Consider the following 12,692-nt stretch of genomic DNA (forward strand, 5'->3'; position numbering starts at 1 on the left):
TGACATCGCGGGCGGTACCCCTTCACGGGGTGCCGCCCGTCGTCGTTCCCGGACGCGGGTGCGGTCCCGGGCTGGTCCCGGTGCCGGTGCTGGTGCCGGTGCCGGTGCCGGTTTCGCCGTGGATGAAACGGTTCCGCATACTGATACGGGCTGGCCGGGGACTGGAGGACGCGTGGCGGAGGGCGAAGCATCCGGGACCGAGGACCGGAAGCCGAAGTCGGACGAGGCGCACAGTGCGTTCTCCGTGCCGCAGGGGGTCGGAGTGGAGCCGGAGGCGGCCGAGGAGGACCAGCCGACCTCGGAGTTCGCCGTCCCCGACGGGCTCGCCTCGGTGGCCGTGGAGCCCGACGAGGGCTCCGCCTTCGCCACCCCGCACACCTACAGCGCCGCGCACTCCCCGCCCGCCTACACCGGCCCCCCGGGCTTCCCCGTGTCCCGGCTGGAGTCCCCCTGGCAGGACCGCATGCGCACGATGCTGCGCATGCCGGTCGACATCCGGCCGGTCCCGGAGCCCGCGCAGAAGCCGGCCGCGGAGACCGGGCCCGCCGTGGGCCGCGTGCTCGACCTGACGCTGCGCATCGGCGAGCTGCTGCTCGCGGGCGGCGAGGGCGCCGAGGACGTGGAGGCCGCGATGTTCGCGGTGGCCCGCAGCTACGGCCTGGACCGCTGTGAGCCGACGGTCACCTTCACCATGCTCTCCATCACCTACCAGCCCTCCCTGATGGACGACCCCGTCTCGGCGAACCGCACCGTCCGCCGCCGGGGCACCGACTACAACCGGCTCTCGGCCGTCTTCCGCCTCGTCAACGACATCAGCGCGCACGAGGTCGACATCTCGCTGGAGGACGCGTACCGCCGGCTCGCCGAGATCCGCCGAAACCGGCACCCGTACCCCGGCTGGATGCTCACCGCCGCCGCCGGGCTGCTGGCCGGCGCGGCCTCCACGCTGGTCGGCGGCGGGGTCCTCGTGTTCTTCGCGGCCGCACTCGGAGCGGTCCTCGGCGACCGGCTCGCCTGGTTCTGCGCCGGGCGCGGACTGCCGGAGTTCTACCAGTTCGTGGTCGCGGCGATGCCGCCGGCAGCGATGGGCGTGGCCCTGAAGCTCACCGAGTTCGACGTGCTCTCCTCCGCCGTGATCACCGGAGGGCTGTTCGCCCTGCTGCCGGGGCGAGCCCTGGTCGCGGCCGTTCAGGACGGCCTGACCGGCTACTACATCACCGCTTCGGCCCGGCTGCTGGAGGTCATGTACCTCTTCATCGGCATCATCATGGGCGTCCTGGTCGTGCTCTACATCGGCCTGCAGTTCGGCTCGTCGCCACAGCCCGAGGACGTCCTCCAGATCACCCAGCGGCCCCTGATCCAGATCGCCGCCTCGATGGTGCTGGTGTTCACGTTCGCGATCCTGCTCCAGCAGGAACGTTCCACCGTGTTGATCGTGACGCTGAACGGCGGCGTCGCCTGGGTGGTCTACGGGGCCCTGCACCACGCCGGCAACATCCCCTCGGTGCCGTCCACCGCGATCGCCGCCGGGCTGGTCGGCCTCTTCGCGCAGCTCCTGTCCCGCCACCGCCTCTCCTCGGCGCTGCCCTTCGTCACGGCCGCCATCGGCCCGCTGCTGCCGGGCTCGGCGACCTACTACGGGCTGCTGCTGATCGCCGAGAACCGGCTGAACGAAGGGCTGGGCTCGCTCACGAACGCCGTGGCCATCGCGCTCGCCATCGCGATCGGCGTCAACCTCGGCTCGGAGATGTCGCGCCTGTTCATGCGGATCCCCGGCGCGGCCAGCGCGGCCAAGCGCCGCGCGGCGAAGCGCACCCGCGGCTTCTAGCGCCGGACCGCTTCAAGGCCGCCTCGGGCCCCGGACACGCCGGTGCCCCGCGGACCGGGCGATCCGGGGTCCGCGGGGCACCGTACGGGGCTGTGCGTGGTGTCAGCGCTTGGCGTGGCGGCCGCCGCGCGGGCCCGGGGCCGGGGCCTGCGGGTCGTCCTCGGCGGCGGGCTGCTCGCCGCCCTCCCCCGCGGTCTTCTTCTCCTTGCGCGCCTTCAGCACCTCGAAGATCACCGGGATCACGGAGATCAGCACGATGCCGATGAAGATCGGCTCGATGTTCTTCTTGATCACTTCGAACTGTCCGAGCTGGTAGCCCAGGACCGTGACGCCCGCGCCCCACAGGACGCCGCCGATGACGTTGAACATCAGGAAGGTGCGGTACTTCATCGCGGTCGCGCCCGCGACCATCGGCGCGAAGGTCCGGATGATCGGCACGAAGCGCGCGAGCACGATGGCCTTGGGGCCGTGCTTCTCCATGAAGTCGTGCGCCGCGTCGAGGTTCTCGCGCTTGAAGAGCCTGGACTGCGGCCGGTTGAAGATCTTCGGACCGAAGACCTTGCCGATCATGTACCCGACCTGGTCGCCCAGGATCGCGGCGACCACGATCAGCGTGCACACCAGCCACAGCGGCTGGCTGATCGTGCCGCTCGCGACGAACAGGCCCGCCGTGAAGAGCAGCGAGTCTCCGGGCAGGAAGGCGAAGAGACCGGATTCCGCGAAGACGATGACCAGGATGCCGATCAGGCCGAAATGCCCGATCAGATACTCCGGGGAGATCCACTCAGGACCGAGCGCAAGCGTGTTCACGAGTTCCGGGCTCTCCTGGATCGGGGGGATGTCCGTCCAATTATGAACGCACACCGCCCCCGGCTGGTTCCACGGAGGGGCGCCTACGCCTTGCGGACCGCGTTGGCCGTGATCGCGTCCCGCAGGTGCCGGGCCATGCCGGGCCGGATCTTCTCGTAGTACGCGGTGAAGCGTTTATCGGCCACGTACATCTCCCCCAGCCCTTCGTGGATCGTGTAGTGGCAGTCGAAGAACCACTTGGTGAGGTGCTGCCGGTGCTCCTCGGCCAGGTCCATCGCGCGCTCGTCGTCCGCGGCCGCGCCCTGCGCCATGAGCGCGGCGTAGCGGGCCCCCCACGCCGTCGTCTCCGCCTGCTGCCGCTTCCAGTCGTCCTTGGTGTAGCGGGCCACCCGCTTCTGCGACTGCTCGTACGTCCAGGTTCCGCCGAAGCGCTGCTCGGCCTCCTCGTTGTACCGCTCGGGGTCGTCGTTCCCGAAGACCTCGAACTTCTCCTCGGGCGTGAGGTTGATGCCCATCTTCTTCGCCTCCATGGCGTGCTCAACGGCCTCGGCCATCTGCTGGAGCCGGGCGATCCGGTCGGTCAGGAGGGCGTGCTGCCGGCGCAGGTGCTCCCTCGGGTCCGATTCCGGATCGTCCAGCAAGGCCGCGACCTCGTCGAGCGGGAAGCCGAGCTCCCGGTAGAACAGGATCCGCTGCAGCCGGTCGAGGTCGGCGTCGTCGTACCGCCGGTGTCCCGCCTGGCTGCGGCCGCCCGGTGAGAGCAGCCCGATCTCGTCGTAGTGGTGCAGCGTGCGCACCGTGACTCCGGCGAATCCGGCGACCTGGCCCACCGAGTAGCCCATCGCTCCCGCTCCTCTGGTTGGGTACGCCCTTCACTGTGGCCCCTCACGTGGCGTGAGGTGCAAGCCCGCGATGTGCGCCGGGCCGGCCGCTACCCCATGGCCTTGGTGCCGTCCAGGCTCTCGCGGATGATGTCCGCGTGGCCCGCGTGCCGGGCGAACTCCTCCACCAGGTGCAGCAGCATCCAGCGCATCGAGACCTTGCCGTCCTTGGGGAACCAGGGGGCCTCGGGCAGCGGGAAGGTGTCGTCCAGGCTGGGGACGGTGGCGATGAAGGCCTCGGTCTCCGCCACCACCTCGTCCCAGAAGGCCAGCACGGACGGGACCGTCTCGTCGCCGACCAGCCGGAAGGACTCCGTATAGGTCTCCCGGGTGCGGCTCTGCGGGTTCGGCTGCTGCCGGGCCAGGAACACCCAGTTCTGCTCGCACTCGGCGGCGTGCTTGAGCAGGCCGGAAAGGGACAGCTCGCTCGCGCTCGGGCGGCTCGCCGCCTGCTCCTCCGTGAGCCCCAGCACCGTTTCACGGAGCCCGGTGCGCTGAGCCTGGACGAAGGAGAGGAGCGTGCCGCGCTCGTCGCCGGGGACCTCGGTGGAAAGCTGAGCCATGGTTCCTACCGCCTCTTCTGTGCCGTGCGCCATCTGCTGATGAGAAACACGCTACGGAGCCTTGCGGTCAGATTCTGTCCTCAATTGCCGCTCACTGCCCGGCAATTTCACCGTCCTGCCGCATCGGGGGCAGTGTGGTGGCGGGCTCCGGCAGGAGGGCCTTGGAGAGGTCCTGGTTGCCCTTCTCGTCCAGGCCGTACATCGCCTCGTAGATCTTGCGGACGGCCGGGCCCGAGGCTCCGGAGCCGGTGCCGCCCTGGGAGATCGTCATCACGATCGAGTAGTCCTCGGTGTAGGAGGCGAACCACGAGGTGGTCTGCTTGCCCTGGACCTCGGCCGTACCCGTCTTCGCGTGCATCGGGATCTGCTTCTGCGGCCAGCCGCCGAAGCGCCAGGCCGCGCTGCCGGTGGTGGCCACGTCGGCCAGGGCGCCGTCGATGTTGTCGCGCAGCTTCGCGTCCATCGGGAGCTTGCCCTGCTCCTTCGGCGCGATCTCCTTGGCCGAGGTGCCGTCGGCGCTGACCACGGCCTTGCCGATGCTGGGCTGGTGGAGGGTGCCGCCGTTGGCGATGGCCGCGTAGACGGAGGCCATCTGGATCGGGGTGACGAGGGTGTCGCCCTGGCCGATGGAGTAGTTGATCGCGTCGCCCTCGCGCAGCTGGTTGCCCTGGCGGCAGTTCTCGTAGGCGATCTTCTCGGCGTAGGAGCCGTCCTTCCTGCCGTCGCGGCACCAGGCGGCCTTGTTCGCCTCGAAGAAGTCCTTCTTCCACTGCCGGTCGGGGACCCGGCCGGGGACCTCGCTGGGCAGGTCGATGCCGGTGCGCTTGCCGAGGCCGAACTCGTGGGCGGTCTTGAAGAACCAGTCGCCGGGCTGGGCCTTGGGCTTGATCCCGCCGTCCTTCTTCCACTCCTTGTCGGCGATGGCGTAGTAGACGGTGTCGCAGGAGACTTCCAGGGCCTTGCCGATGGTGATGTCGCCGTAGCCCTGGGACTCGAAGTTGGTGAAGACCTGGCTGCCGACGGAGTAGGAGCTCGGGCAGCCGTAGCGGGCGTTGAAGGGGTAGCCGGCGTTGACCGCCGCCGTCGAGGAGACCACCTTGAAGATCGAGCCGGGGGCCGCCTGGCCCTGGATGGCGCGGTTGAGCAGCGGGTAGTTCGACTCCTTGTCCGTGAGGGAGGCGTAGTCCTTCGCGGAGATACCGCCGACCCACGCGTTCGGGTCGTACGTCGGGTTGGATGCCATGGCGACGACGCGGCCGGTCTTGGCCTCCATGACCACGACGGCGCCGGAGTCTGCCTCGTAGTTGCGGCGCGTGTTCTTGTCGTACCCCTTGCGGGCTTCGATCATCGCGTTGTTCAGCTCGCGCTCGGCCACCGCCTGCACCCGCGAGTCGATGGAGGTGACGATGTTCGCGCCGGGCTGCGACTTGTCGCTCACGCCCGCGCCGATGACCCGGCCGAGGTTGTCCACCTCGTAGCGGGTGATGCCCGCCTTGCCGCGCAGTTCCTTGTCGTAGGTGCGCTCCAGGCCGCTGCGGCCCACCTGGTCGGAGCGCAGGTACGGGGAGTCGGAGTTCTTCGCCTTGGTGATCTCGTCGTCGGTCACCGGGGAGAGGTAGCCGAGCACCTGGGAGGTGTTGGCGCCGTCGGGGCCGGCGTAGCGGCGCAGGGCGGTCGGCTCGGCGGTGATGCCGGGGAACCGCTCGGCGTGCTCCCGTATCTCCAGGACCTGGTCGGTCGTCGCCTCGTCGGTGATGGGGATCGGCTGGTACGGGGAGCCGTTCCAGCAGGGCTTGGGGGTCTTGGCGTCGCACAGCCGGACGCCGTCGATCACGTCCTGGGGGACGAGGCCCAGGACACCGGCGAGCTCGGTCAGGGCCTGCTTGCCGCGGTCCTTCATCTTGGAGAGCTCGGTGCGGCTGGCGGAGACCACCATGCGGGTCTCGTTGTCGGCGAGCGGGATCCCGCGGGAGTCGAGGATCGCGCCGCGCACGGCGGGCTGGACGACCTGCTGGGTGTGGTTGTTCTTCGCCTCGTCCGTGTACTCCTGGCCATTGCGTATCTGCAGGTACCAGAGGCGGCCGCCGAGGGTCAGCAGCAGTGAGAACACCACGATCTGGATCATGATGAGCCGGTTCTGGACCCGGGGTGTGCGCCCGGTCTCCGGTATGTTGCTCAACTCGGCTCTCCCCGGGACTGGTCCTCGCCTGACCCGCCCGAGTCTAAGCGGCCTCGAGGAAGCGGAGCACGTCCCCGCGCCGCCCGGCACGGCACCTCGCCGCGTCGTCTCGACAACCGACTACGTCCAGTACAACGGCCCTGGTCCGCCTTGCGGTGCACCGCACCGGACAACGCGGAAACGCCCCCGATTCCCCGAGACCGCTTCGATCCCCTCCCGGTCTAGAACGGGAACTGCGTCCGGCCGTGCTGGACCGAGATCCATTTCTGCGTGGTGAAGGCCTCGACCGTGGCCTCGCCGTTCAGCCGGCCCATGCCGGAGGCCTTCTCCCCGCCGAACGCGGCCAGCGGCTCGTCGCCGATGGTGGAGTCGTTGACGTGGATCATCCCGGTCTCGATGCGCCGGGCGAAGCGGACCCCGCGCTCGACGTCGCGCGTGTGGACGGCGCCGCTGAGGCCGTACGGGGTCGCGTTGGTGAGGCGGACCGCCTCGTCCTCGCCGTCGAAGACGACCAGCAGCGCGACGGGGCCGAAGATCTCCTGGCCCAGCAGCGGCGAGTCCTCGGGGAGTCCGGCCAGCACGGTCGGCTCGACCAGGTTGCCGCGCGTAGAACCCCGTACGAGAGCGCGGGCCCCGGAGGCGACCGCGCGGTCGACGAGCGCGGTGAGGGCATCGGCCTGGAAGGAGTTGATCAGGGGGCCGATGTGGGTGTCGGCGTCGTGCGGGTCGCCGGTCTTCAGGCCGCGCACGCGGGTGGTGAACTTCTCGGTGAACTCCTCGGCGACCGAGGCGTCGACCAGGATGCGGTTGGCGGCCATGCAGACCTGGCCCTGGTAGACGAAGCGGCTGAAGACGGCCGCGTCCACCGCGTAGTCGAGGTCGGCGTCGTCGAGGACGACGAGCGCGCTGTTGCCGCTGAGCTCCAGGACGGTCCGCTTGAAGTGGCGGGCGGCGACCGCGCCGACGTGCCGGCCGACCCGGTCGGAGCCGGCGAAGGAGATGACCTTGGGGACGGGGTGGGTCAGGAGCGCGTCGCCTATCTCGGCGATGTCCGTGACCAGGATGTTGAGCAGGCCGGCCGGGAGCCCGGCCTCCTCGAAGATCTTGGCGATGACTCCGCCGCCGATGACGGGCGCGTTCTGGTTCGGCTTGACGACCACGGCGTTGCCCAGGGCCAGGGCCGGGGCGACCGACTTCAAGGTGACCAGGAAGGGGAAGTTGAAGGGGCTGATCACGGCGACGACCCCGACGGGCAGGCGCTGGACCCGGTTCTCCTTGCCCTCGACCGGCGAGGGCAGGATGCGGCCCTCGGGACGGACGGCCAGCTGCATGGACTCGCGGATGAACTCCTTGGCGAGGTGGACCTCGTACTCGGCCTTGGGACGGGTCCCGCCGAGCTCGTCGATCATCGCCTCGACGATCTCCTTCTCGCGCTCCTCGGTGATCCGCAGGGCGCGTTCCAGGACGGCTCGTCTGGTGTAGGGGCTGGTGGCGGCCCATTCCTTCTGTGCCCGCTCGGCCGCCCGGTACGCCTGGTCCACCTGCTCGACGGTGGCCACCGTGATGGCCGCGAGCTTCTCCCCGTTGTACGGGTTGACGTCGATGATGTCCCACGAACCGGTGCCGGCCAGCCATTCGCCGTCGATGTACTGGTGGGCCAGGTCGTCGAATATGGACATGCCATCCCTTACTGCGAGCGCGCGTCCTTGCGCTGCACCGGAGACCCAACGGTCATCGTCATGCACTGATCAGACGTCATACTACGTGCGAATCAAGACAGTTGAAGGAGACCGCGGAGGAGATCCCGGGTCTGGTCGGGGTCGGGGCAGTCGGCCTGGAGGCGCAGCATCGCCCGTTCGTACTGCGCCACTTCCTCGTCTTTGTCGAGGTAGAGGGCGCTGGTGAGCTGTTCCAGATAGACGACGTCCTGGAGGTCGGACTCGGGGAAGCGCAGCAGGGTGAAGGCGCCGCTCTCGCCGGAGTGTCCGCCGAAGGAGAACGGCATGACCTGGAGCTGTACGTTCGGCCGCTGCGAGACCTCGATGAGGTGCTCCAGCTGACCGCGCATCACATCGCGGTCGCCGTACGGGCGGCGCAGCGCGGCCTCGTCGAGCACCGCGTGGAAGACGGGCGCGCTCTCGGAGACCAGGACCTTCTGGCGCTCCAGGCGCAGCGCGACGCGGCGGTCGATCTCGGCGCGTCCGGCGCCGGGCATGCCGCGGCTGACGACGGCCTGGGCGTAGGCCTCGGTCTGCAACAGGCCGTGCACGAACTGGACTTCGTAGATGCGGATGAGGGAGGCGGCGCCTTCCAGTCCGATGTACGTCTGGAACCAGCCGGGCAGGACGTCTCCGTAGCTGTGCCACCAGCCGGCCACGTTGGCCTCGCGGACCAGCCCCAGGAGGGACTCCCGCTCCGTGCCGTCCGTGACTCCGTAGAGCGTGAGGAGGTCCTCGACGTCTCTGGCCTTGAAGCTCACCCTTCCCAACTCCAAGCGGCTGATCTTCGATTCGGATGCGCGGATCGAGTAGCCGGCTGCCTCACGGGTGATGCCGCGGGATTCTCGGAGTCGCCTGAGCTGCGAGCCCAGGAGGATGCGGCGCACCACAGAACCACTGGCTTCTGCGGTCACTAGTCCTGCCCTCCCCACATTTCGGATGTCGGCGCTTGACCACTGCACCGTTTGATGGCTGCGTCGCAGAGGCCCCCGTGCCCCTCAGGGCCCGCAGTCTGCCACCAAAACGCATCGGCCCGTACTCGTTCTGTAACGGAATCCGCCCCGCCGTAAAAGAAGTCCGTAAGTATGCGTAGGAAGAAATGAGCAAGAACCGTCACGGGAGCGGACAGGTCCGGCGCGTGCACGTGCATCTGCCCTTGCATCCGGCTTCCGCATTCGGAAGCATGGTCCCGCGCACCTGCGTGCCCCGCAGTTCTTTCGAATCCCGGGAGTGCCTCGCATGGGGACGAATGGATCGACCATGCTCGAGCCGTTACGGCAGGGGCTTCCCCCGGTCGACCCCACGGCTGTCTCCGGGTCCGCTTCGTGCGCTCTGCCCGCCCGCTACGACGCGGTGCGCGGAGCACGCACCTTCACCCGTTCCACCCTCGCGCAGTGGGGCCTCGACGAACGCTTCGACGACGTGGCACTGGTCGTCTCCGAACTCGTCACCAACGCCCTGCGCCACGCCCTCCCGGACGATTCCGGGCCGTCGGCGGGCGAGAGCGAGCCGCCGGTGCGGCTGCACCTGATGCGGTGGAGCACCCGGCTGGTGTGCGCGGTGCGGGACCCCAGCGAGGACCGGCCCGGCGGGAACTTCACTCCGGAGGCCGCGGAGCGCAACTGCGACCTGGAGTCGGGGCGCGGGCTCTTCCTCGTCGACTCCTACAGCGACAGCTGGGGCTGGCACCCGCTCGCGGGACGGCTGACCGGCAAGGTCGTCTGGGCGCTGTTCACTCTCCAGGGCTGAACCGCCACAAATACGGCAACCGGCCGGGATCGATCATTGCGATCGGTCCCGGCCAGTGCACGTGCATGGCTTGAATCTTGGCGGTTCCTCAGCTTTTTCAGCTGATCAGGTGATCGAACTCGCCGTCCTTGACGCCCAGCAGCAGCGCTTCTATCTCGGCCGGCGTGTACACGAGCGCCGGTCCGTCCGGGAAGCGTGAGTTGCGCATGGCGACGTCGCCGCCCGGCAGTTTGGCGAACTCCACACAGGAACCTTGGGAGTTGCTGCGTCTGCTCTTCTGCCAGGTCACCCCGTCAAGCTCTGCAGCTGCCATCCCGTTGTACGCGTGGTCCACAGGAAGCCCCCGATAGTGCAGATGTCAACTGCACGGGATCATAGCTGTGTTCAAGACGGCATGCATGGGCAGATGCACGTGCACGAGCGGAGGGCCAGGCACCGCTAGGGACACGGCCCCCGGCCCGGCCCGGTTCAAGGCGCTGTTCAAGGCGCTGTTCAATGCTCTGTTCAATGCTCTGTTCGCGGCCGGGTGCGCAGCGCCTCGGAAATCTCGTCCAGCGAGTCCAGCAGCTGCTCCGCCGCCCCGCGCAGCACCCCCGGCTCCGGGGCGTCCCAGTCGGCCAGCACCGCGCGGACCTCCTCCCACTCGGGGACCCCGCGCTCCCGTACCGCCCGCGCGCCCGCCTCCGTCGCCGAGCGCAGCGCCCGGGCCAGGGCGGCGGCGCCCGGGACCGGAGCCTGGCCCCGGTCCGGGAAGTGCGCCTCCAGCAGCATCGCGTGGCGGCCCAGCGCGGCCAGGGCCCGGCCCGCCTCGTCGGCGGCCGACCGGGAGATCCCGCGGTGGCGCACCGGCTCCCCGGCTGCCCGGTCCACCGCCTCCTCCCAGGCGACCCGGGCGTCGCGGACCGCCAGCAGCGCCTCCCGCACGTCGCCGCGCCGGGCCCCGGCCGGGTCGGCGTACTGCCCGAGCACGGCCGCCGCGTACCGCCCGTCGGCGGCCACCCAGTCGGCCAGGCGGCCGCGCAGCCGCGGGGTCTCCCAGGCCGGGTAGACGGCGTAGGAGACCATCGCGAGGATGCCGCCGACCAGGGTGAGGGCAACCCGGTCGGGCACGGTCTGGTCCCAGCGGACGCCGCCCATGCCGAGCAGGAAGACGACGTAGGCGGAGACGAAGACCATCGAGACGGCGTAGCCGGTGCGCATCAGCGTGTACATCAGGCCCGCGCTGATCACGGCGAGGAGCCCGGACAGGTACATCCCCGGATGCGCGAGCTGCACCACGGCGGTCGCGACGGCCACCCCGACCAAGGTGCCGCCGAAGCGGGCGACGGCGCGGGTGTAGGTCTGCGTGAAGTCGGGCCGCATCACCATGACGGAGGCCATCGGAGCCCAATAGGCGTGGCCGAGCGGCAGCGCGTGGCCGATGAGGTAGCCCGCGCAGGCGACCGCGGTCACCCGCAGCGCGTGCCGCAGGATCGGGGATCCGGGCCGCAGTTCGGCCCGTACGGCGGCAAGCACCATCGGCGCGAGCGCCGGCAGGCTGGGCCGCAGCATCGACTCCCCGGGGTCGGCGGTGCGCCCCGAGCCGGGCTCGGCGGTATCCAGTACGTCGTCCAGCAGGGCCGCGAGCCGGTGCGCGGCCCGCAGCGGCGCGCCCCGCAACAGGTCCTCGGTGTCAGGGGCCTTCAGCACGGCGAGGGCCGGCGCGGGCAGCCGTACGGGCTCCCCGTGCCGGATCGCCAGCGCGGCGGCGTCCAGCACCGCCCCGGCCGCCGCGAGCAGTTCCCGTACCCGGTCCCGCGCCGGGCCCTCCCCGGGAGCCCCGACCGCCGGGTCCGCCAGCGAGGCCAGCACCGGCCGGATCCGCTCCGCGAGCCCGCGCGCACCGTGCAGCTCGGCGGGGCGCCGGCGGGCCTGGCGGGAGGTGACGGTCGCGGCGTCCCGCGCCCGCATCAGCGGCTGCGGGTCGAAGGAGGCGACGGGGTCGTGGCGCAGCCGGCGCGCGTAGTCGGCTTCGGCGGCGAGCGCGTCGGCCAGGGCGTCGCGCTGGGCGCCCCAGCGGCGGACGGGGAAGAGGACGATCAGCAGTGCCTGGACCACCCCGCCGGCGGCGATCATCGCGGCGTGCCCGGCGGCCTGTGGCACGGAGGTGGGCAGGGTGACGGTGACGAGCATGATCGCGACGTTGCCCGAGGCGATCATGCCGGCGGTCGGCCCGGCCGCCCACATCAGGCCCGCCGCGAAGCTCCACACGGCGAGCAGCAGCATGAAGGCCAGGGTGTGCGAGGACCCGACGAGGTAGCCGACGAAGGTGGAGACGGCCAGGGTCAGTCCGGCGGCGAGCGCCAGGACGGGGCGCGGCCGCCAGCTCTTCTGGAAGGTGGCGACGGCCGCCATGTACGCGCCGAAGGCGGAGCTGGCGGCCGCGCCGGGCCAGGCTCAGGCCGATGACGAGCGCGAGGCCGGCGGCGGCGCGGACGGCGACGAGGGGCTGGAGACGGGTCCGCTCGACCGTCAGACCGGATCGGGCGGTGTCCTTCAGCGCCCGGACCCAGCTCATGGCACCGAGGGTAACCGGCCGTCCGCTTTCAGGTCTTCTTCAGACATCGGCTGATCCATGGCGTTTTCGCCGGACAACGCCGATCATCGGCCCGTCGGCACCGCGCCGGCATCCTTCGCGAGACGGGAGCACACATGCTCAGGAACGCCCTGGAACCTTGGCACGTCGCCATCCTCGTACTCCTCTGCCTGATGCTCTTCGGCTCGAAGAAGCTGCCCGAGATGGCGCGGGGGCTGGGCAGGTCGGCGCGCATCCTGAAGGCGGAGGTGCGGGCGCTGCGGGAGGAGCCCGGCGGCTCCCCTTCCACGGGACGGGAGCCCGGCGGCTCCCCTTCAACGGGACGGGAGCCCGGCGGCTCCCCTTCAACGGATCGGGAGCCCGGCGGCTCCCCTTCAACGGATCGCTGA

9 protein-coding genes and 2 pseudogenes are annotated in these 12,692 nt (G+C 70.3%); 3 read left to right on the forward strand and 8 right to left on the reverse strand.

Features of this window, described 5'->3' with window-relative positions; translation table 11 throughout:
• Positions 1–172 precede the first annotated feature (172 nt).
• Positions 173–1,828, forward strand: coding sequence for a threonine/serine exporter ThrE family protein (locus J7F03_RS06225; protein WP_214947637.1), 1,656 nt, complete (start codon positions 173–175; stop codon positions 1,826–1,828).
• Here J7F03_RS06225 and J7F03_RS06230 read toward each other — a convergent pair.
• From J7F03_RS06230 to J7F03_RS06255, 6 genes and pseudogenes are all read right to left on the reverse strand, one after another.
• Positions 1,761–2,638: pseudogene (locus tag J7F03_RS06230) on the reverse strand (DedA family protein). The gene J7F03_RS06225 and the pseudogene J7F03_RS06230 overlap by 68 nt on opposite strands.
• 83 nt (positions 2,639–2,721) lie before the next feature.
• Positions 2,722–3,480, reverse strand: a complete 759-nt coding sequence (locus tag J7F03_RS06235; protein ID WP_214947639.1) for a MerR family transcriptional regulator — start codon at positions 3,478–3,480, stop codon at positions 2,722–2,724.
• 89 nt (positions 3,481–3,569) lie between these two features.
• Complete coding sequence (locus J7F03_RS06240) at positions 3,570–4,082, reverse strand: DinB family protein (protein ID WP_214947640.1); 513 nt, start codon at positions 4,080–4,082, stop codon at positions 3,570–3,572.
• A gap of 91 nt (positions 4,083–4,173) precedes the next feature.
• Entirely contained in the window at positions 4,174–6,261 is a 2,088-nt protein-coding gene (gene mrdA / locus J7F03_RS06245; protein WP_214947641.1) for a penicillin-binding protein 2, read from the reverse strand.
• 221 nt (positions 6,262–6,482) lie between these two features.
• Positions 6,483–7,940, reverse strand: a complete 1,458-nt coding sequence (locus J7F03_RS06250) for an aldehyde dehydrogenase family protein (protein WP_214947642.1) — start codon at positions 7,938–7,940, stop codon at positions 6,483–6,485.
• Between the two features lie 92 nt (positions 7,941–8,032).
• Positions 8,033–8,911 carry a helix-turn-helix transcriptional regulator gene (locus J7F03_RS06255; protein WP_214947643.1) on the reverse strand — a complete coding sequence of 293 codons (879 nt, stop codon included), beginning with the start codon at positions 8,909–8,911 and terminating at the stop codon, positions 8,033–8,035.
• Positions 8,912–9,218: 307 nt separating this feature from the next.
• Between J7F03_RS06255 and J7F03_RS06260 the strand changes: the two genes are divergently transcribed.
• Positions 9,219–9,728 carry an ATP-binding protein gene (locus J7F03_RS06260; RefSeq protein ID WP_214947644.1) on the forward strand — a complete coding sequence of 170 codons (510 nt, stop codon included), beginning with the start codon at positions 9,219–9,221 and terminating at the stop codon, positions 9,726–9,728.
• Positions 9,729–9,825: 97 nt separating this feature from the next.
• On the opposite strand, the gene J7F03_RS06265 is transcribed toward J7F03_RS06260, so the two are convergent.
• The gene (locus J7F03_RS06265; protein ID WP_214947645.1) at positions 9,826–10,062 is read right to left on the reverse strand and encodes a DUF397 domain-containing protein; all 237 of its coding nucleotides are present in this window, start codon (positions 10,060–10,062) and stop codon (positions 9,826–9,828) included.
• A 170-nt stretch (positions 10,063–10,232) separates the two neighbouring features.
• A pseudogene (locus J7F03_RS06270) lies at positions 10,233–12,285 on the reverse strand (FUSC family protein).
• 134 nt (positions 12,286–12,419) lie between these two features.
• Here J7F03_RS06270 and tatA point away from each other — a divergent pair.
• Complete coding sequence (gene tatA, locus J7F03_RS06275; protein WP_214947646.1) at positions 12,420–12,692, forward strand: Sec-independent protein translocase subunit TatA; 273 nt, start codon at positions 12,420–12,422, stop codon at positions 12,690–12,692.

The sequence above is a fragment of the Streptomyces sp. ISL-43 genome (assembly GCF_018614195.1).
Lineage (GTDB): Bacteria > Actinomycetota > Actinomycetes > Streptomycetales > Streptomycetaceae > Streptomyces.

Bases quoted from the DNA above. Each gene is read 5' to 3' on its own strand.
- J7F03_RS06240 (WP_214947640.1), bottom strand. From the start codon at position 4,082: ATGGCTCAGCTTTCCACCGAGGTCCCCGGCGACGAGCGCGGCACGCTC.
- J7F03_RS06250 (WP_214947642.1), bottom strand. From the start codon at position 7,940: ATGTCCATATTCGACGACCTGGCCCACCAGTACATCGACGGCGAATGG.
- J7F03_RS06235 (WP_214947639.1), bottom strand. From the start codon at position 3,480: ATGGGCTACTCGGTGGGCCAGGTCGCCGGATTCGCCGGAGTCACGGTG.
- tatA (WP_214947646.1), top strand. From the start codon at position 12,420: ATGCTCAGGAACGCCCTGGAACCTTGGCACGTCGCCATCCTCGTACTC.
- J7F03_RS06260 (WP_214947644.1), top strand. From the start codon at position 9,219: ATGGGGACGAATGGATCGACCATGCTCGAGCCGTTACGGCAGGGGCTT.